We start from the raw sequence: 21,504 nt of genomic DNA, 5'->3' as shown, positions 1-21,504 counted from the left end.
ATTATTTGGAATAAAAACTAAAAGAAGAGTTTCCGTACACTCTTATCTCTACAAAATACGGACTTTCCGCTAATTTTCTAGAGCTTGGATGTTCAATTACAAGCAAGCCTCCAGGTTTCAATAGATCGCCATCGAGAATCATTTGGGCTAATTGTGGAAGCGCCCCGATATCATAGGGTGGATCAGCGAAGATAAAATCGTAGGACTTCTTTGCCGATTTAATATATTTAAATACATCCGCTCTACGGGTCTTAATTTGCTCAAGCTTCAATTTCTTCGCGGTCTCATCGATATACATAATGCATTTCGCATGTTGATCGATTGCATCGACCGATACGGCGCCTCGCGATGCGAGTTCAAAAGAGATATTCCCCGTACCAGCGAATAGATCTAAACAATCTATCTCATCAAACTCAATACGATTGTTCAGAATATTGAACAAAGCTTCTTTTGCAATATCTGTAGTTGGACGTACAGGCAAACTTGTTGGAGGATTGATCCTCAGACCTGCTGCTTTCCCGCCAATTATACGCATAAAGGTAAGTCTAATAAATAACTCGATGTAATATCATCAGATACCTCATCACTTGCTTTCAATTTTGTATTAGCTCTGATTACCAACACTTCATCGGCCAGTTGTTGAAGTTTATATTGAAAAGAAGGTTCCATATCAACAGCACTCACAACCGCCTTATTCACTTTGTCTTTTATTCCAAAAGTTTGGAATAAATTCAAGATGAAATAACTTAAATCGTCTTCTGTGATAACTTCGAAGCTATTGAAGAACTGAAATTGTCCATTAATGAATAAAAACAGCTCGGTACTGGTATCATTGAAAACAACCCCCATAACTTCTCCCTTCAAGGGCACATAAGGCCTAACTTGCATTAAATTAAGTTTAAACTCGGGAATCAAGTGAGCTTCCGGGAACAACGATTTCCAACGTTGCGCTAACAATACGTCATATTGATATACAGCTTTGATTTGTAGATAATCTAAATCGGTAAGCTCCATCGCTTGATTTGGGTTCTCCATAAACTCCTGGTATAAACCTTCATCTTCGGATTGGTATAAATCAGCTGGAATAAAAGTAAGGTTATTTTGAGGTAGACTAACATATACACGTTGAAAAGGTAAGCTCAATAGCTTGAGCGCCTCTTCGGACGGTCTATTACTATCATACTTCATATAAACCATTAATTGTCCCTCTTGATCAATCACATATAAGATATCATACACATAGTTTGCTTTGACAATTAGCGTGTATTTTGCAATAAAATGTAGATGGAATTCTGCTGCGGTATAATTCATTTTTTGCCTTTACTAGGAAGACAAAAATAGTTTTAAAAATTGGATTGACCAACCTTTTAGATAACTTTGGGATGTGCATATTCAAAATCTACTACAACAGCAGTTTTCCCATCAGCCCACACAACAGCAGATTGAAGTGTTCCGCCTTTTGGAGGAGTTTTTACTCACTTTTGCACAGGAAAGCTGCTTTGTATTACGGGGATATGCAGGAACGGGTAAGACAACGATAATTGGCGCACTCGTCAATGTGTTACCGAGATTACAGAAAAGATCCGTCCTGTTAGCTCCTACGGGTAGGGCAGCCAAAGTGATGTCGTCGTATTCCGGGCGAAAAGCATTAACCATTCACAAAAAAATCTATAGAAAGAAATCAGCCGCAAGCATTCAGATGGATTTTGAACTTGCCGACAATATACATGAGAACACCCTGTTTATAATCGATGAGGCTTCTATGATTTCAAATGAAGGTGCTTCGATGTTTTCGAATGGTTTATTGAGCGACTTGCTACAATATGTGCAATCAGGCAAGAACTGTTCGATCATGTTCGTTGGCGATATCGCACAGCTTCCGCCTGTCGGCTTGGAAGAAAGCCCCGCTTTGATCCCAGCCTACCTTGCCGACGTTTTCGGGCTTCAGGTCATGCAGTACGAGCTTACAGAGGTGGTAAGACAGGATAAAAACTCGGGAATATTATTCAACGCGACAAAGATTCGGAATGAAATTAGGCTCGAGGAAGCAGCACCAGAATATAGCTATCCACAGTTCGTCACACAGAATTATCGTGATATCTTTCGCATGAATGGCGATAAGTTAATTGAGGGACTTCATTATGCGTACGACAAATTCGGTTTGGAGAGTTGTATGGTCATTTGTCGCTCAAACAAATCCGCGAACCTTTACAACCGGCATATTCGTAACCAAATTTTGTTTCGCGAGGAAGAGATTACTGGTGGTGATTTAATTATGGTTGTGCGAAACAATTATTACTGGCTTCAAGACAATGACGAGAAGAATACTGGATTTATTGCCAATGGTGATATGGCGATGATTAAGAAAGTTAGTAATGTACATGATATGCATGGTTTTCGCTTTGCTGACCTATACTTGGAGTTTATGGATAACAACGAAGGTGACGCAATTCGATGTCGCGTATTGCTAGACAGCCTATATGTAGATTCGCCAAACTTGCCATACGATCAGCAAAAAGAACTTTACGAACGTATCGCTGCAGACTATGCAGATATCGGATATAAGAAGGATCGATTGGAAGCTATTAAAAAAGACCCTTACTATAACGCATTGCAAATCAAGTTCGCCTATGCGATTACCTGCCATAAAGCTCAAGGTGGACAATGGCCATTGATCTTTGTCGACCAAGGTTATATGAACGATGATATGCTGAACACGGAGTTTCTTCGCTGGCTCTATACAGCTATTACACGGGCAACACAAGAGCTTTTTTTAGTAAACTTCAATGAAAAGTTCTATTCCTAATCTGCCTATCGAAAATGATACATTTTGTATGCGTGATTAACTGAGAAAAAAGATATTTTCGCTATTTCTTTATTACACTATAACATATAAATGAAAAAAGTTTATTTAAGCCTATTATTTTTATGCACAGGTATTCTTTTCGCTCAAGAAAAGAATACCTTAGCAAAACCAAATTACCAACAAGCAGCAAAGTTTTCTCCAGCTCGCTTAAGGACAATGATTTTCTCGACTGAAGTATCACCGAATTGGATTAATTTCTCCGATAAGTTTTGGTATGAATACAGCAGTCCGGCTGGAAAATATTGGTATATCGTTGATCCGAAGACACGTTCTAAAAAAGAACTATTTAATCGTTCGGAAATGGCAGCCAGAATTACTTCAATTGTAAAGAATCCATTCGACGCTCAGCATTTAGCGATTCAGAACCTTCGCTTCAACGAAACTAGCGACAATATCGTACGATTTGAGGTACAAAGCACCAAGGACACGGTTAAATCAAAGGAGGAAATCAAGAAGTTAACGAACAAGAGCGATACGATCAAAAAGAAACTCTTCTATTTTGAGTACAATCTTTCGAATAACATATTGAAAGAGATAAGTGATAGCACAGAGAAGAAAGATCGTCTATCTTGGGGAAGTTTTAATCCGGATACCTCTCGCGTATTCTTCAGCAAGAACTATAACTTGTATTGGATGGATTATGCGAACTATCAAAAAGCGATCAAAGATGATAAGGACTCGACAATTGTTGAGCATCAAATTACTACCGATGGGGTTCAATATTATAGTTGGGGCGGCGAACCGTATAGTGTTACGACCGGAGACAAAAAATCGGAAGAAGATGAAAAGAAGAAAAGAAATTCAGTTTGGTTAAACTGGTCTCCTGACGGAAAACACTTTTCTATAATGCGCAAGGATAACAGAGACTTAAGTGCACTTTGGGTAATCAACAATGTAGGTGCCAAGCGCCCGACTTTAGAAACGTATAAATACTTAATGCCAGGTGAACTTGATTCAACTGAGAATGAATTATACATCTTTAATTCGGCAGATTTAAAAGCCAAACGCGTCGACGTTTCTGCATTTAAGAATCAAACAATTAGTCCTTGGAGTAAGGATAGAAGCAAAGAGAGCTTTAAAGGACGTTACTATATCAACTATTGGCATGGAGACAACAAGGAGTTCTATATTGCAAGATCTAGCCGTGATTTAAAACGTATTGACATACTCGCGGTAAATATTGACGGAACGGTGAGAACCTTGGTTGAGGAACGCTCTAACGTCTATCTCGATGTTAAGAAGCCATATATCGTTAACAATGGAAAGCAGTTTATTCATTGGTCTCAACGAGATGGATGGGGACATTTCTACTTGTATGATATGCAAGGAAAATTAATCCATCAAATTACTAAAGGCGATTTCCATTGCGATGAATTAACAGCTTATCAAGAAGGCACGGGCAACTTACTTTTCAAAGCTAACGGAAAAGAAAAAGATTCGGATCCATATTACACCTACTATTATTCAGTTAATAAAAATGGTGGAAGAATTAACCTATTAACGCCAGGCGATTTCGACCATCAAGTTGCGAGCAGCGAGAGTTCAAATTATTTTGTTGATAATTTCTCCCGTGTTAATACCGCTCCGGTTAGTAATCTATATAATTCAAACGGTCAGCTCATCATGAAATTGGAGGAGTCTGATTTATCTCAGCTATTTGCTGCAGGTTATAAATTCCCAGAGCCGTTTAAGGTTAAAGCTGCCGATGGCGTTACAGACCTATATGGCGTCTTGTACAAGCCTTTTGACTTTGATTCCATCAAGACCTACCCTATCATAGAATATGTCTACCCTGGCCCGCAAACAGAGGCTGTGAACAAAAGCTTCGGCAGAAGCATGGATCGCGTTGATCGTTTAGCTCAGATGGGCTTTATTGTCGTATCAGTTGGTAATCGTGGAGGACATCCTTCGCGCTCTAAATGGTATCATACTTACGGATATGGAAATTTGAGAGATTATGGCTTGGAAGACAAGAAATTTGTGGCTGAACAACTAGCCAACAAATACAATTTCATCGATATCGATCGTGTTGGGATTACCGGACACTCTGGCGGGGGCTTTATGTCTACTGCGGCGATGCTAGTTTATCCAGATTTCTTTAAAGTTGCTGTTTCAGGTGCTGGAAATCACGAGAATAATATCTACAACCGCTGGTGGAGCGAAAGGCATCATGGTGTTAAAGAACAAGTATCCGCGAAAGGCGATACGACATTCAATTACCAAATTGAACGTAATTCCGATTTAGCGAAAAACTTGAAAGGCAAGCTATTAATTGTCACTGGCGATATTGACAACAATGTACATCCAGCAAACTCGATTCGTATGGTAGATGCCCTTATCAAGGCAAACAAACGTTTTGATTTTGTGTTACTTCCGGGACAGCGTCATGCTTTTGGGGAAATGACTGAATATTTCTTTTGGAGAATGGCCGACTATTTCAGTGAGCACTTGTTAGGTGAATCTAAGATTAATGAAGTCGATATGACGGAAATTAACAAGGATCGCCCGATCAGAAGATAATATGAAAAAAAGTAAAGAAGAAATGTTAGCAGCACTATTGAACCATAGTGCTGCTGGCATTACTGATCAAACCGTCCATGACTTCTCAATTCCACAATTAATAGCATGGAGTAGACAATTAGATGATAACAGACTGGCGTTTCGGTCTGCTTGGTACATTGAGCATTTCTTCCTAAAAGATGAACGTCTATACGCTTTGTATGGCGCCGATATTATCGATATATACTACCATACAGCCAATTGGAGTGTTCTACGTAGCTATAGCAAATTGCTGATGTGGATGCTTTCCAAGAAGAACAAACAGTTTACATTATCTGAGGAGCAAGAAGAGCACATCCTTGAGAAATCATTCGTCATACTCGACAATAGTAGTTGTCCTGTCGCAGTTCAAGTCAACGTCATGGATATACTTGCGGATTTGATTAAGAAATATGATTGGATTGCCAACGAGCTGAGAATTCGTATCGAGCTGGCTTTAGAAAAAGAAGCTACCCCGGCTTTAAAAAGCCGAGGTAACCGTATATTAAAACGTATATCGTAGACCGATAGACGTGAAGTTGTACATATCATTGTATTTGCTGGCTGGTAAGCCACCAGCATCTAATGGATCATAGCCATCTAAATCTTCGCCTTGTGAGAAAGCAAATTGAGTGTTTACGACAAGACTATAATATCCGCTTCTATAGAAGCTGCTGTATTTATTTAAAGGTACTGCTACCCCAGCACTAACAACTGGAAATAAGACATCCTTGGTTTTACGTTTGTACGCCTTGCCTGTAATCACATTGCCGTTGGCGTCTGTTCTTTCCGTCACTTCATGCGGACCGTTTACAGTTCCAGGAGGAATATCTTGTACGATCTCTGAACCGTCGTTTGCTCTATAGCGATAAGTAGAGTTACGATTCACCTTAGCGTAGTTATTGAAAATACCACCCGCTCCTATAGAGACGTGAAAGCCATTTAATACGTATTTTTCGAAACCGCTGGCACGGAAAAGATCACGTTCGTTAATAAAGAAACGATACGGATAGACCGTGGCGTTAATTAGTCCAGTAGCATAAAATTGGTTGATAACATATCTAGGGTCCCAATCTTGATCTAAAGGATTATCGTTTCCTTTTGATCTAAGTCGACCCAGTTGTCCTTCGACACCAATGTATAAACCTTTGTAAAGTTTGTAATCTAGTTTTAATACGCCTGCATATCCTAAATTGCTCTCATGATTGATATCACCGTATAACCAAGTCGCACCGCCACCCATAGTGAGGTCAAATTTCTGATTAGCATTTCCGTAGGCATCAACTGGAGGACACTTTAGGGCCTGGGCATTTAACAAAAATGGAATGGAGATGAGTCCTAAACTTAGTATTTTCTTTAAGTGCATAATTTAAAATAATGTATTTCCTTTGTAATGATTAGTTTTTCCTAAATGTTTAAATGCAATCTCTGTACATTCTCTCCCTCTAGAGGTTCGCATCAGGTATCCTTCTTGTATTAAAAAGGGCTCGTAAACTTCTTCAATGGTTCCTTCATCCTCACCAACCGCTGTTGCAATTGTCTTCAACCCTACTGGACCGCCCTTGAACTTATCAATAATTGTGCTCAAAATTTTATTATCCATTTCATCTAAGCCATTCTCATCTACATTCAACGCATTTAATGCGAACTGAGAAATTGCTTTATCAATAGATCCATTGCCTTTTATTTGCGCAAAATCGCGTGTTCTACGCAATAGCGCATTGGCAATCCTTGGGGTCCCACGACTTCGGCGTGCAATCTCAAAAGCCCCCTCCTCCGAAATCGGAACATTCAATATACTCGATGAACGAACAACAATATCAGTCAATAACTTTGCATCATAATATTGCAGGCGAGAATTAATACCGAATCTTGCGCGCAATGGTGCAGTCAACAGACCTGATCGAGTTGTTGCTCCGACAAGCGTGAATGGATTTAAGGAAATTTGAACTGAACGTGCATTTGGACCCGTCTCCAACATGATATCGATTTTGAAGTCCTCCATTGCGGAATAGAGATATTCTTCAACCAGCGGGCTTAAACGGTGTATTTCATCAATAAATAGAATATCACCCTCATCAAGATTTGTTAGTAAGCCTGCTAAGTCGCCTGGCTTGTCTAAAACAGGTCCAGAGGTAATCTTGATCCCGACACCCATTTCATTGGCAATAATATGGGATAAGGTAGTCTTACCTAAGCCTGGAGGGCCATGTAATAAAACGTGATCTAAAGCCTCTCCTCGTAGCTTGGCTGCCTGAACGAATATAGACAGGTTTTCCAAAATCTTCGCTTGTCCCGTAAAATCTTCAAAAGTCTGAGGGCGTAATACACGCTCTAGGTCTTTCTCCGTTTGGGTCAATCGTTCTGCATTTGGATCTAGGTTTTCGTTCATATCTTGGATTACTCTATTCAATTAAACAGAAAAATTCGTTATTTATTGTAATTTTTAAAAAAACTAGCGATTTTCATTTGAATAACGCCAAAGAATGCTTCTTTAAAAATCTTGGTACTCATCTTGGAAGTGCCTAATGTACGGTCGGTAAAAATAATTGGTATTTCAACTACATTAAAGCCATATTTTATCGCTGTAAACTTCATTTCAATTTGGAAGGCATAGCCCACAAATTTGATTTTATCTAAAGGAATCGTTTGTAGTACTTTCCTTCTAAAGCATACAAAACCAGCAGTGGCATCTCGAATATCAATCCTTGTAATCATCCGCACGTAGCCTGATGCAAAATATGACATCAATACTCTCTTCATTGGCCAATTGACAACATTAACACCTTTAATGTATCGGGAACCTATTGCCATCTCAGCTCCGTCATGCAAACATGCTTCGCGCAAACGAATCAAATCATCAGGATTATGACTAAAGTCTGCATCCATTTCAAATATAAACTCGTATGCTCGTGCTAGCGACCATTTAAAGCCATGAATATAAGCCGTTCCTAATCCTAACTTCCCTTTACGCTCTTCGATGTGTAATTGATCGGGATACTCTTGTTGTAAACTTTTGACAATTTGAGCTGTACCATCCGGAGAGCCATCATCGACCACCAATATGTGGAAGGGCACCTCCATCGAAAACACTTTCCTTATGATTCTTTCTATATTTTCCTTCTCATTATAAGTCGGAATAATAACTATACTATCTGTCACCGTTTACATTTTGAAATGTAAAGGTAGTAATTTAGCGGAACTATTAACCCCATAGGCTTAGGCATTAAATGCAAAAAAGCCGATTTGTTACTACAAATCGGCTAATAAATAAGCTTTTATAAACTAGTTAACGCCGTGCATCAACTTTTTAATCATTGGGGATAAAACAATCAAAATCGCCCCTGCAATTAAAGAATAAAGTCCTAATTGCTTGTATCCTTCCGTATAAGTGATTAGTTTATCCATTAATGAATCACCTTCTCTAGCCTCTGCCATATTGGCTCCGATTAATCCAGCAACATATTGTCCATAGGCACTAGCTAGAAACCACATGCCCATCATAATACCTTGCAAACGTGCTGGAGACAACTTCGTCATAATAGACAAACCGATCGGCGATAAACAAAGCTCGCCAACTGTGATTACCAATAAGGCTAAGGTGAATATATCAAGCGAGGTCATTCCGTCTACAGCGAAAAACTTCGTCGCATATAACACATAAAATCCTAATCCCAAAAACAAGAATCCTAATCCAAATTTAATAACCGTATTCGGCTCTACTTTTCTTTTTGCTAACCACAACCAGAAAAGACCAAATAAAGGTGCTAATAAGATAATAAAGAATGCTCCTCCAGAATTATTCACGCCATTTGGATCTAAATGAAATGCTCCTCCGAGCATTGAGTCATTTAAGTTCTTCGCCGCGAATATGCTTAGCGAACCACCGCTCTGCTCATAAATACCCCAGAATACGATAGAAAACAGGATAAAGATTAACGCGGCTATTAATTTATGACGCTCTTTCTTTTCGACTTTAGACATCTCATAAAACAAATAAATCAACGTCAATGGACCAATGGTATACATGAAATAATCTGTAAACTCCGTTTTGGAAACCATAATCTGTATGACAGGAACTAATAATAAAGTTCCAACGTAAACAGCATATTCTACCCATTTCGGTAGAGGTTTTGACTTTACGATAGCATCGGGATGTCCAGGCTGCAAGCCAATTGGACCTAATTCATGTTTAGTAAACTGGAAATTTATTAAACTGATTAACATCCCCACTGCTGCTAAACCGAATGCTACATTCCAACGGTGAGCCTCATCGATTACAGAACTCAGCATATATCCCTTACCAATTGCAACACAAATATACCCTCCTAAGAATGCTCCTAAGTTAATACCTGCATAGAACAGCGAGAATCCAGCATCACGACGATTGTCGCCATCTTTATAAAGCTCTCCCACCATTGTTGAGATATTCGGTTTGAAAAACCCCGTACCTATAATAATGAACGCTAAACCAAAGAAGAAAAACTCATGTGTATCAATCGACAGTAGCACTGAACCGACAATCATCAATACGCCACCGAAAAACAACGATTTCCGAAAGCCTAGGATCTTATCCGCGAAAAGACCACCAATAAATGTGAAAGCATATACAAAAGCTTGAGTTGCTCCGTACTGAAGATTGGCTTCTTTTTCACCGAAATTTAACTGGGTTATCATAAAGAACACCAACATACCACGCATTCCGTAGAAACAGAATCGCTCCCACATTTCAGAAAAGAATAGTCTCCAAATCTGTTTTGGATACTTCCCTTTAAAATCTTGAATCTCTTCTAGAGATTTTTGTGCTTCAATAGCCATAATTGTACTTGTAAAATTCAGTAAGTCCTGCCTCTTGGACTATCTTTTTTTATTCGAGACAGCGACTTAAGGAAACTTTTTCGCGCTCCCAAACGCGATTTTGTTTCTGGACTGTAAAAGTAATAATTTAACTTAATTATTAATTCATGGATTTAATGCTTTAAAAACAAAAAAGGCCGCTTCGTTAAACAAAGCGGCCTTTTTTTTAATATAAACGGATATTAGTTAATTCCGTGCATCATTTTCTTCAACTTTCCATTAAACAATAACAAGAATATTGCAGCTATTGCCGGCAATGCAGCGATAATCATGAAAAATGTTGTCATCGAATAGTTTTGAACGATATAGTCAATATATGAACCTGTTTTTCCAGCAATAAAGTTCGCGATCGCAGATGCTGTAAACCATAAACCAAATAGAAGGCCTGCGAATTTCTTCGGCGAAAGTTTACTAACATACGATAGGCCAACTGGTGATAAACATAACTCGCCTGTTGTATGGAAGAAATAGGCTAAGATTAACCACACCATACTTACAGATGCTGTTTTCGCACCCTGTGGAATCGACATCGATCCGTATGCTAAAACAACAAATCCTACAGCTACCAATAGTAATCCGAATGCAAACTTCACCGGACCTGATGGATTCCATACTTTTTCCCAAAGCTTACTAAATGATGATGCTAGCGTAATGATAAAGAATGAGTTCAAAATCTGAAACCAAGATACGGTTACCTCTGTTTGATCAAGATTGAATTCTCTGTATACTTTCCAGATTCCTAACGCCCAGATAATGGCAAAGGAAATAGCGGTAAAAACTACGGTTAACGGGTATTTAGCAACAATTTTCTGGGAAAGCTTAAATAATACATAAGTTACTATGGCGATTGGGAAAATCGTTAATGCGGCATCAACCCATTTGAATATCTCTCCTGAGTTACCAGATAATACGCGCTGCGTATAATCCTTCGCAAAGATGGTCATCGATCCACCAGCTTGTTCAAAAGCAAAGAAAAAGAAGATACTCGCCACCATCAATACAGCCACGACTATCAAACGATCTCTAACGATATTTGCAGGCGTGTGATCTTCTTCTTGAACACTCACTAAATTATCGCCCGGTTTATGCTCAGTACCCGGCTTTTCACCAATAATACCAAATATCTTTTGCGCAAAATAAAACTGAATCATACCGAAGAACATAAATATTCCAGCTAGTCCAAATCCATAATGCCATCCTTCTTTTTCACCAATATAACCACATAACAACATTCCTAGGAATGCACCGGAGTTAATACCCATGTAGAAGATGGTGTAACCTGCATCCTTTTTAGCGCTTTTATCAGGATACAATTGACCTACCATCGAAGAAATATTCGGTTTGAATAGTCCGTTTCCTAGAATCATAAGCACTAAGCCTACATAGAAATAGTTTTGATTAAAGGTTTCTAATGCCATGGACGCATGTCCTAGAGTCATAATCAAGGCGCCTAAAATAATGGCTTTACGATAGCCGGTTAACTTATCGGCAATCATACCCCCTATTAAAGGTGTTAAATAAACTAATCCAGTATACCATGCATATAAATTCATGGCCTCAGCATTAGTCCATCCCCAGCCTCCTTTTGCTATTTCTGTAATTAAGAATACAGTTAACAATGCACGCATTCCATAATAACTAAAACGCTCCCACATTTCAGTAAAGAAGAGTACAAAAAGACTGGCTGGATGGCCCATCACCATCTTGTCATCAACCCCTTGTTTCGCAAGGTGCTGGACCAATTCTGCGTCTTTCTCTTGATTCATATATTATACTTATTTTGTTAATGTTTGATTATATTCAGAACAATATTTTATTCGGAAAGCAAATAAACAAATTTTTATTTACAATTTCCACAGCTTTTAGAAACCGCTTTCCTTTTTAACTTCCTTCCGATTGGGTGCTAAAAAGCGATCTTCATCGCCTCGGACAGGATTGTTGATCTCGATATCATCTTGAAATCTTAGTCGCCCATTTTCCAAATAATAGGCATCATAAGATAAATCAGGACCGTAATACTTAAAATTGCCTTTTAATTTCGGGTCGGCTGGTACCAAATGATCAAACTCATAGCGTTGCACTTCGGTATTATATTTCAAATACATACTGGCTTGTCGCGTATAATTAAATATTTTACGCATTAATTTCTGATCGTCTGTAAAAACATTTTTACCAAAGCTTACAGACTTCTCCCCTTTTAATTCCAAGACTTCAATAACCTTCTGCGTATAGTCTGCGTGATGTCCCTTCCATCCGAGAAGTACATAACTGTTCGCATCCAATTTTCGAATATCATAATATTGAGCTCCATACCAATTATTAGATTGAACTTGTGCATACATTGGATCTTTAATCTCAAAAGTCTTATCTAGTAATGGAATTAATTGCAGCTGCCCATTCTTATTCGGAAACTGAATAGCTCCATAATAGAGAAACGAACCATCGTCTAACGGCAAATTCCAAGAAAAGACACGAAACTTTTGATCAGGGGAGCTCAAAATAGAGATCATTTTAAGCTTCGAAAAGGTAAACTGATAGGACTCCTTTTCCTTTAATGCAGAAACGAGGGTTTTCACGAAGGTGAAGTTCTTCTGCATCCGTTCAGGTTCAGAAAGTCTGGAGAACATTGCGCTCCCCAAACTTGCTAAACTATCTTGCCATACTTCTAGCTTTACTACTTTTGATTGCCCTTGAGCAATTGAAGTACAGCATATTATTAATAACGTCAGTATTTTATACAAATACCTATTCACGATATCTATTTTAAACGCTCTAATAAGGCTTTCGTTAGTTTGATACCCTCATCTTCACTAATCTTATCCCCTTCAAACTCGATTCCAACATAACCTTTATAGCCTGCCTTTTTCACGATATCCATCATTTTCGCATAATCGATACCAGTTTCGTTACCATTTGCATCAAAAGCATGTGATTTCGCACTTACACCTTTTGCATATGGCATCAAATCAGTAACCCCTTGATAACGGTCATATTCATAGAAGTTACCGAAATCTGGAAGACTACCACAGTTTTTCTTACCTACGGTTTTCAAAACATCAGATAACCAATCTCCATGAGAAGAAATGCCACCATGATTCTCTACGATTACATTGATCTTTCCTTTTTTACCGTAATCAGCTAATGCCGAAAGACTTTTTACAACTTGACCTTTCACCTCTTCTTTGGTACCTTCTCCTGCAGCGTTCACACGAATAGCACGACAGCCTAGGAAATTCGCAGCATCAATCCATTTGTGATGATTCTCTACAGCTTTTAAACGCTTGTTCTCATCACGATCACCTAATGAACCTTCGCCATCGACCATGATTAATACGTTTTTCACGCCGTTATCTTTCGCTCTATTGTTCAAATCCTTTAAGTAAGTCATATCTTGTGCCTTATCTTTAAAGAATTGATTTACATATTCAACTCCGTAAATACCAAAATTCTTTGCTGTATACTCTGGAAAATCAATATTTTTCAAATCTCCCTTAAACAATTTCTTGTGCAGAGACCATTCGGCTAATGAAATTTCGAACCAACCTTTCTTTGCAGCAAATACATCTAATGAAGGCGCTAGCGTCACACCCGCAGCTACCAATCCTAGATTTCTTAAAAATTCTCTTCTTGAGTTCATATTTTATTTATTAGTATTCTTAGATATTGGCCCAACCGGATGTCAAGACATCAACCAAATGAATGGTTTTGATTGCCAATTTATGTTTTTCAATATAAGCTTGTAACTGCAGCAAACAAGAAGCATCCGTTGAAATAATATACTCCGCGTTTACCGCAAGTGCATTTTTCACTTTCTGCTCAGCCATCGCTGTAGAGATACCTTCAAACTTTACTGCAAAAGTCCCTCCAAAACCACAGCAACTTTCTTGATCGCGCATCTCAACGATCTCCAAACCACCAACATGACTTAGTAGACGGCGAGGTTCTTCTTTGATCTTGCACTCGCGTAGGGCGGAACAAGAATCATGATATACTGCCCGTCCGACAAGCTCAGCGCCGAAGTATTCCTTCTTCATCACATTGACTAAGAAGTCCGAGATTTCGAATATATTGCGCTGAATTCCCCGACAACGATTGTGATCCGTAGTATTCGTAAATAAATCATCATATCCTTCGCGAACCATACCTGTACAGGAGGCAGAAGGCGATACAATAGGATGTTCTTCAGTGAAATCGTTTAGAAATTTTTGACCAATAACTTTTGCATCATCCCAAAAACCAGCATTATAGGCTGGTTGACCACAACAAGTTTGTTCCGTATTGTAGATAACATCACATCCCGCTTTCTCCAATAGCTTGATTGTATTGAATGCTGTCTCTGGGTAAAGCTGATCAATAAAACACGGTATAAATAACTCGACTTTATGCATTAATTGCTTTGAATAATCTGTAATTTATTAAATTTTAAAACACGAAACAACAACAACAGTCCAATAATAAAAAATACAGACATACATAGTGCCGAATAGCGGATATTATGAGTAAGCTGTTCAATGATTCCAAATGTAAAAAGTCCGATAACGATTGCTAGTTTCTCTGAAACATCATAAAAACTAAAAAAAGCCGTCGTGTCTTCCACATCAGTAGGAATAAGCTTTGAATATGTTGACCTCGATAAGGATTGAATTCCCCCCATTAATAGCCCCACTAGGAACGCCATTCCATAAAACTGGTATTCACTATTTAAGAAGAATGCGCCGACGCAAATGAAGATCCAAATCGTAACAACAAATATCAACACTTTAATATTGCCAAATTTCTTTGCCAGTGCAGACATTATAAATGCTCCACCAATGGCCACTAGTTGAATTAAAAGAATTGATGCAATTAGCTTTGTCGCCCCTAGGTTGAGTACTTTTTCACCGAACGCTGCTGCAACAATCATAATAGTTTGAACACCCATCGCATAAAAGAAATATGCAGGTAAGAAGCGCTTAATTGCTGGTATCTGTTTAATTTTTTCAAACACCGACAAAAACTCCTTCTTTGCTTTCACAAAGAATGAAAGCTTTTCATTTTCAATGGTAGGCTTATTCCTTGGAAGAAACCTAAATGGAATCTGCGCAAAAGAAATCCACCATAATCCGACTAAAAAGAAGGACAATCTGGCCGGTAAAGAAGGATCAGTAATCCCGAACCAATCGGGCTTGAACACAAAAATGAAGCAGATTAATTGCAGCGTTACACAACCCACATAGCCATATGCGAAACCTTGCGCACTGACTCTATCTTGTTCGTCGGGCGTCGCAATGACAGGTAGGTAGGAATTATTAAACGCAACCCCTCCAATATAACCCATCGCGGCGAGCGCAAAAAATATAATCCCTAATTCGAGAGTCTCTATCTTAAAGAAAAACAACCCCATACAGGCAATCGCACCCACATAGGTAAATATTCTCATGAAATACTTACGTTTTCCCGCAGCATCAGAATAAGCCGAAATAAAAGGTAAAGAAATGGCCATTAACAGATAGGCAATGGACAATGAAAAGTTCGATAAAGCGGTATTAATCAACTCAAATCCAAAAAAAGAAACGATATCATTCCCTGTTTCTTTATTGCTAGTAATCGTAGTATAGTATACTGGAAAAATGGTCGAAGTAATAACCAAATTATAAGCCGAATTGGCCCAGTCATACATGGACCACGATCGAATTAATCGCTTGTCGTTTTTCTTGAAAATCTTCATAAAATACCTAGCGAATATAGCCAAATGAATTTAAAACGACTAAAAGTTTTCATAGATGTGCGTAACAATTTTAACCATCTCCTTCCGAATAGGTCCCGCACTTCCCATAAAATTATTATTTAAGAACGAGAACGCATAGCGTCTTCCTTGTTTCGTAATTATATAGCCACTCTGACAATGTACAGAGTTGATTGTGCCTGTCTTTGCCCAAACAAAAGCTTTTCCTCCTGGCGTAGGATATACACCTTTTAACGTACCTTCTAATCCCCCTGCAGGAAATAAATGAAGCTTTGTCTGCTCATCTGGAATATCTGAATGAATCCAATTTAACAAAGTCACCATCGCACGAGGCGTAAATTTATTATACGAAGACAATCCACTTCCATCTCTTAATTCAATCGTATCTGGAAAAAAGCGGTAGAAATCATCTTGCATCTGTTGACGCAAGCTCTTCGTCTGAAAAGACCTGTTTTTAACAAAGGAAGCAACCATATTTAATTGCTCCGCCAAGAAATTATCACTCGGCAGCATCATCTCCCGAATCACTTCACTGGTTTTCTCGGAATGAAGCACCTTCGCATCCATAGGTAGTGGTAATTCAACAAGACCAACGGAGCGATGTAAAGTATCTTGCAATAAGGCTTGAATTAAGCTATCTGAAACATGAAAAGGTTTCTCATTGATATATTCCTTAGGCAAGGGTACCGAGTTATAATCCATTTTATTCGACCCATAATCTCGATGGATTAAGAATCGTGAAGTAGTATCATCTTTATGACTAATATGGCTATCGAAATATTTCGGACTTAACACTAACTTGCCTGATTTTTCTTTAAACAGGATAACATTTCCATACATCGGAAATACCGAAACTTCAGGTTGATAATAATATTCATAGTCTTCTACAGACCAACCGTTTCTATAAAATGGTTCTTGCGATTTCGCTGACGAATAATAGAGCTTTTTATTCGAATCTCTCAGAAATTGAAACACTTTTTCATCCTTAAATTTTGGGTGAAGAAAGGTAGGATCCCCAGTACCCCAAAAAATAAGCGAATCGCCACGTTCAACATATGCTATAGCGGGGATAGAATCACCAATTAGCTTTAATGCAGTATAAAGTGTAAATACCTTTGTGTTAGACGCTGGCGTAAAATGCTTATCCTCATTTTGACCATAGACATATTGCTTAGACGCTAAATCATATAAACTAAATCCTACATAATGTTTATTCAAAACGGTAGAATTTTGAAATAGTCCATTTAGCTCACTATAGTTTTGCGCAAACAATGAAAAGGACATGATCAATGCCCATAAAGTTGCCACGATTCTTTTCATAAGGTGTGATTCAATAATTCGTAAATATAAGAGAAATCTAAACGATTGACCTTATGAAAACACAAGGTTCTCAAATCCAGAATCTTAATTTAATGCCATTTGTACTTAGTTTAGGCAAAGGAGGAAATTGCATGCTCTTATTGTTTTAGCATCGAAATAAGTCGATAGAATAAAAACAAAAAAGAGGCTTATCGCCTCCTTACATTTCGTTATTTCCCTAAAACGTATTTCATGCCTCCAACAAGGTGTTTTAAGAAGGTCGGTGAGTCGAATGATTCATTCGTATGTCCTAATCCTGTATAAAACATCCGAGCGCCTTCAAACTCTTGAAACCAAGCGATTGGGTGATTTGCCCCCATTTTACCGTCCTTATAGGAACTTTCGTCAAGGTTCATCAAAACGGTTATTCCAGGCTGGACGTCCTTAAAATCATACCATTCATCCTTATGCAACCAAATCTTATTTAGGTGTTTTGTTGAAGCATGCTTTCTATTTAACACATCTATCTTTGCGTCTTGAACAGCAGGATGACTCATAAAATAGGCGCCTACTAGACGATTATACCAAGGCCATTTGTGCTCCGAATCAGTCGCTGCATGGATCCCCATAAATCCCTTCCCAGATTGGATATATTTCTGAAAAGCTTCCTTTTGCGCCTCATTAAAGATTGTACCCGTTGTACTGAAGAACAAGACAGCATCGAAACTAGAAATCGAATCAGAAAGGAAAATATCCGCGTCTTCAGAATGAACCACTTGATATCCACTTTCAGCATAAAGCTTCTTTAATACATTAACTCCTTTTTCAATGTTTTCATGTCGATATCCGGCAGTCTTGGTAAATAGCAATATTTTCTTTTTAGCAGCAAAACTAAGCCCAGTAAAGCTTACAAGAAAAACAAACAATAAACCTAGGTGAAATGCCTTTAACTTCATGTTCTATGAATTCAAATTTCTATAATAATCAAGACTTTCGATAATATCTGCCTCTTCTACATATTTATTGAAGTCACAGTCTCCAATACTACGTAATAACGAAAACCCTAATTGGTTATTTTCATTCTTCTTATCGTTACGCATTAGTCCTAACAATATCGGATAGATTGATTGATCAAATTGGTACTTTGGATAAACTGAACTCAAATATTGAACGATTTCTTCAAGCTCCGCTTCCTCAAGATTATTCAATTTAAATGAAAGATATGCTTCACAGATCATACCTATTGCAATAGCCTCCCCATGTAATAAAGGCGATTGATCATTTTCTAAGGAATAACCTTCAATCGCATGACCAATGGTATGTCCAAAGTTCAAAATCTTACGTAATCCCTTTTCTTTCGGATCAATCGTAATAACATTGTTCTTTATTTGAACAGACTCAAACACAATCTCATTCGGAACCACTGGTAATTCCAACGATTTACACTTTTGATAAAGTGCTTTATCTTGAATTAATCCATGTTTAATGATTTCTGCGAATCCAGAGCGAATTTGTCTATCATCTAGTGTTTTCAAAAAGGCTGTTGAAATAAAAACGGCTTGAGGTTGTGAGAACGTCCCAATGATATTCTTAACATTATCGAGATCTATTCCAGTCTTACCTCCTACTGATGCGTCAACTTGTGAAAGTAATGTCGTCGGCACATTAATAAAATCAATACCTCTTTTATATGTTGCTGCAGCGAAACCACCCATATCGGTAACAACGCCGCCACCAAGGTTCAACATCAAAGCCTTTCTATCAGCACCGAAGTCTAACATCGTTTTCCATACACCAATACAGAAGTCGATATTCTTGTTCTCTTCTCCTGGATCAACTTCAATGATATCATAGTCTACAATGTCAGGAATGGATGCTTGCAAGACAGGCAAACAATGATCGTTCGTATTGCGGTCAACAAGTATTAATAGTTGGGAATAGTCGTGATCAATCAAAAATGATTGTAATTCGTTTAAATTATCTTCAAACACCACGTCATACCCTAAGCTCTTTATCTTTTTCATATTATAATTTCAGCCTAAAGATAGCGTTTTTCGCGTTAAATTATCTTTACTTTATTACCATCAAATTCGACGATATCGCCAACTTTAACTTTCAGCCGTTTGCGAAGGTCAACTTCACCATTGTATTTAACTAATCCCTCTTCAACGACCCATTGAGCCATTGCGCCATGTTCAACCCAATTCATTACTTTCAATAATTGAATCATCTGGATGAACTCACCTTTTAATGTAAACGTTTGCATAAACAAAAATATGCAATTGCGAACTTTTTACAACCTATCTATTAAAATTATCTACAATTAATTAACTACTTTTGCAGAATATATAAAATATAGTATCATGGATATATCAGCGCCCACAAAGCTTGACTTTAACAACACCGAAATCGCTTTCAAAAATAAAAGTGATAAGGATTTAAACAAGGCTTATTGGTTGTTCAAAATGGTAGCAAGCAATACCTTGATTAAAATTGGTACCCCCATTACCAATTTCTCCTTAAATATTGGTCTTCCAATAACAGGAATTATTAAAAACACAATTTATAAACAATTCTGTGGCGGCGAAAGTATAGACGACTGTTATCAAGCCATCCAAGATTTAGGAAAAGGAAAAGTTACCACAATCCTCGACTATTCGGTGGAAGGTGAAGAATCGGAAGCAAGTTTCGACGAAACTTGTAAAGAGATCTTGAGAACCGTAGCATCGGCAAAGACAAACCCTTTGATTTCTTTCTGTGTATTCAAACCAACAGGATTAGGACGCTTTGATTTATTCGCAAAAATTGATGCTAAACAAAGTCTAACAAGCGAAGAAAAAGCAGAGTACGATCGCTTATATAATCGTTGTGATCAAATCTGTAAAGCATGTCATGATGCAGGTATTCCCGTTTTGATTGATGCAGAACATTCTTGGATTCAAGACACCATCGATGACATCGCAAGAGAGATGATGGAGAAATACAATCAAGAAAAACCAATCGTTTATAATACTTATCAATTATATAGACACGACAAATTAGCTTCCTTAAAAGCAGACTTTGCATACGCAGAGACTCAAAACTTCTTCTTAGGAGCTAAAATAGTACGTGGCGCATACATGGAAATTGAACGTGAACGAGCAAAAGAAAATGGCTATCAATCTCCAATTCAACCAAACAAGCCTGCGTCAGATACTGACTATAATGAAGCAATCTATTTCATGTTAGATCATATCGATCGCATTGGTTTTATGGCTGGAACTCACAATGAAGAATCATGCCTTATTCTAACGAAAGAATTAGAGAAACGTAACATTCCTCATAACCACCCTCACGTATTTTTCGCACAATTGCTAGGTATGTCGGAAAACTTATCTTTCAACTTAGCAGCATCAGGATACAATGTAGCTAAATACATGCCATACGGTCCAGTTAAATCTGTTATGCCGTACTTATTCCGTCGAGCGCAAGAGAATACATCGGTCGGAGGTCAAACAGGCCGTGAATTAGGCTTAATCATGAAAGAACTTAATCGCCGTAAGGCAGCACGATAATTCAATAGTAAGAAAGTCTCCCAATTACGGAGACTTTCTTACCTTTGTGCCATGAATGAACAATCATTGTACAAATACCTAAAACTTAAAGAACTCTCCACTCCCTTTAAAGCACTATTATTTGACGTTGACGGCACACTTGCCGATAACATGTATGCCCATAAAGCGTCCTATGTTGCGGCAGCCAAAGAATACGGTATAACCTTAAATCCAGACTTAATCGACGAAACGGCAGGATGGCCAACAGTTGCTGTTGCGAAAGAAATTAGTCAACGATATCAAGTGGAATTGGATTTTGAAGTATTTGCCAAAAGGAAATCCGCAATTTTCATTCAAGAATTCATTCAACAAACAAAACCGATTGATTTCGTACGCCAAATCTTATTTGACTTCCATGACATCAAAAAAATAGCGGTAGTTTCCGGGGGATCCCGTTCTACATTGAACATTACTTTAGACGTTATTGAAGTGAAAGGGAAATATCAAACACTGGTATGCGCCGGCGATACGGAGTTTGGGAAACCTTCTCCACAACCTTTTCTGCTTGCCGCGGAACACCTTCAAGTAGATCCAATTGATTGCTTAGTCTTTGAAGACGGAGATCCTGGGGTACAAGGAGCAATTGCCGCAGGAATGTCCTGGGTAAGAATAGATGAAATTTAGTA

At 38.2% G+C, this 21,504-nt stretch carries 20 protein-coding genes; 5 read left to right on the top strand and 15 right to left on the bottom strand.

Going from position 1 to position 21,504, the window contains the following annotated elements; all coding sequences use genetic code 11:
* Position 1: 1 nt before the first annotated feature.
* Together rsmD and GFH32_RS07285 are read right to left on the bottom strand one after the other, a co-directional pair.
* Positions 2-535 (bottom strand): 16S rRNA (guanine(966)-N(2))-methyltransferase RsmD, encoded by a 534-nt coding sequence (gene rsmD, locus GFH32_RS07290; RefSeq protein ID WP_153510688.1) that lies wholly within the window; start codon positions 533-535, stop codon positions 2-4.
* Positions 526-1,311, bottom strand: coding sequence for a DUF3822 family protein (locus tag GFH32_RS07285; RefSeq protein WP_153510686.1), 786 nt, complete (start codon positions 1,309-1,311; stop codon positions 526-528). Before GFH32_RS07285 ends, rsmD begins: the two co-directional genes overlap by 10 nt.
* 73 nt (positions 1,312-1,384) lie before the next feature.
* Between GFH32_RS07285 and GFH32_RS07280 the strand changes: the two genes are divergently transcribed.
* The 3 genes from GFH32_RS07280 to GFH32_RS07270 all read left to right on the top strand — a co-directional run bounded on the left by GFH32_RS07280 (position 1,385) and on the right by GFH32_RS07270 (position 5,927).
* Entirely contained in the window at positions 1,385-2,806 is a 1,422-nt protein-coding gene (locus GFH32_RS07280) for an ATP-dependent DNA helicase (protein ID WP_153510684.1), read from the top strand.
* A gap of 90 nt (positions 2,807-2,896) precedes the next feature.
* A complete protein-coding gene (locus tag GFH32_RS07275; protein WP_153510682.1) occupies positions 2,897-5,386 on the top strand; it encodes a S9 family peptidase in 2,490 nt (829 codons plus the stop codon).
* 1 nt (position 5,387) lies between these two features.
* Positions 5,388-5,927, top strand: a complete 540-nt coding sequence (locus GFH32_RS07270; protein ID WP_153510680.1) for a hypothetical protein — start codon at positions 5,388-5,390, stop codon at positions 5,925-5,927.
* Here GFH32_RS07270 and GFH32_RS07265 read toward each other — a convergent pair.
* The 13 genes from GFH32_RS07265 to GFH32_RS07205 form a co-directional block, all read right to left on the bottom strand.
* A complete protein-coding gene (locus GFH32_RS07265) occupies positions 5,910-6,770 on the bottom strand; it encodes a hypothetical protein (protein WP_153510678.1) in 861 nt (286 codons plus the stop codon). The two genes, GFH32_RS07270 and GFH32_RS07265, sit on opposite strands and share 18 nt — an antisense overlap.
* 3 nt (positions 6,771-6,773) lie before the next feature.
* Positions 6,774-7,796, bottom strand: a complete 1,023-nt coding sequence (ruvB, locus tag GFH32_RS07260; RefSeq protein ID WP_153510676.1) for a Holliday junction branch migration DNA helicase RuvB — start codon at positions 7,794-7,796, stop codon at positions 6,774-6,776.
* Positions 7,797-7,834: 38 nt separating this feature from the next.
* A complete protein-coding gene (locus GFH32_RS07255) occupies positions 7,835-8,566 on the bottom strand; it encodes a polyprenol monophosphomannose synthase (protein WP_153510674.1) in 732 nt (243 codons plus the stop codon).
* A 123-nt stretch (positions 8,567-8,689) separates the two neighbouring features.
* A complete protein-coding gene (locus GFH32_RS07250; protein WP_153510672.1) occupies positions 8,690-10,222 on the bottom strand; it encodes a peptide MFS transporter in 1,533 nt (510 codons plus the stop codon).
* A gap of 221 nt (positions 10,223-10,443) precedes the next feature.
* Positions 10,444-12,027, bottom strand: coding sequence for a peptide MFS transporter (locus GFH32_RS07245; RefSeq protein ID WP_153510670.1), 1,584 nt, complete (start codon positions 12,025-12,027; stop codon positions 10,444-10,446).
* Between the two features lie 96 nt (positions 12,028-12,123).
* Positions 12,124-13,014 carry a hypothetical protein gene (locus GFH32_RS07240; RefSeq protein WP_153510669.1) on the bottom strand — a complete coding sequence of 297 codons (891 nt, stop codon included), beginning with the start codon at positions 13,012-13,014 and terminating at the stop codon, positions 12,124-12,126.
* A gap of 5 nt (positions 13,015-13,019) precedes the next feature.
* Positions 13,020-13,898, bottom strand: a complete 879-nt coding sequence (locus tag GFH32_RS07235; RefSeq protein WP_153510667.1) for a sugar phosphate isomerase/epimerase family protein — start codon at positions 13,896-13,898, stop codon at positions 13,020-13,022.
* A 19-nt stretch (positions 13,899-13,917) separates the two neighbouring features.
* Positions 13,918-14,649: a (Fe-S)-binding protein gene (locus GFH32_RS07230; protein WP_153510665.1), complete on the bottom strand. Its 732-nt coding sequence runs from the start codon at positions 14,647-14,649 to the stop codon at positions 13,918-13,920.
* A complete protein-coding gene (locus GFH32_RS07225) occupies positions 14,649-15,968 on the bottom strand; it encodes an MFS transporter (RefSeq protein WP_153510662.1) in 1,320 nt (439 codons plus the stop codon). Before GFH32_RS07225 ends, GFH32_RS07230 begins: the two co-directional genes overlap by 1 nt.
* 39 nt (positions 15,969-16,007) lie before the next feature.
* Positions 16,008-17,306, bottom strand: coding sequence for a D-alanyl-D-alanine carboxypeptidase (locus GFH32_RS07220; protein ID WP_153510660.1), 1,299 nt, complete (start codon positions 17,304-17,306; stop codon positions 16,008-16,010).
* 209 nt (positions 17,307-17,515) lie between these two features.
* A complete protein-coding gene (locus tag GFH32_RS07215; RefSeq protein WP_153510658.1) occupies positions 17,516-18,241 on the bottom strand; it encodes a ThuA domain-containing protein in 726 nt (241 codons plus the stop codon).
* Between the two features lie 3 nt (positions 18,242-18,244).
* On the bottom strand, positions 18,245-19,309 hold the full coding sequence (gene aroB / locus GFH32_RS07210; RefSeq protein WP_153510655.1) for a 3-dehydroquinate synthase: 1,065 nt from the start codon (positions 19,307-19,309) through the stop codon (positions 18,245-18,247).
* A 35-nt stretch (positions 19,310-19,344) separates the two neighbouring features.
* Positions 19,345-19,551 (bottom strand): RNA-binding S4 domain-containing protein, encoded by a 207-nt coding sequence (locus GFH32_RS07205; protein ID WP_149526330.1) that lies wholly within the window; start codon positions 19,549-19,551, stop codon positions 19,345-19,347.
* 97 nt (positions 19,552-19,648) lie between these two features.
* On the opposite strand from GFH32_RS07205, the gene GFH32_RS07200 reads away from it, so the two are divergent.
* Positions 19,649-20,839, top strand: coding sequence for a proline dehydrogenase family protein (locus tag GFH32_RS07200; RefSeq protein WP_194285678.1), 1,191 nt, complete (start codon positions 19,649-19,651; stop codon positions 20,837-20,839).
* Positions 20,840-20,890: 51 nt separating this feature from the next.
* Positions 20,891-21,502 carry an HAD family hydrolase gene (locus GFH32_RS07195; protein ID WP_153510651.1) on the top strand — a complete coding sequence of 204 codons (612 nt, stop codon included), beginning with the start codon at positions 20,891-20,893 and terminating at the stop codon, positions 21,500-21,502.
* Positions 21,503-21,504: the final 2 nt, after the last annotated feature.

Source organism: Sphingobacteruim zhuxiongii, assembly GCF_009557615.1.
Lineage (GTDB): Bacteria > Bacteroidota > Bacteroidia > Sphingobacteriales > Sphingobacteriaceae > Sphingobacterium > Sphingobacterium zhuxiongii.
The sequence above is the reverse complement of the archived record's forward strand: the minus strand, read 5'-3'. Positions and strand labels throughout refer to the sequence as shown.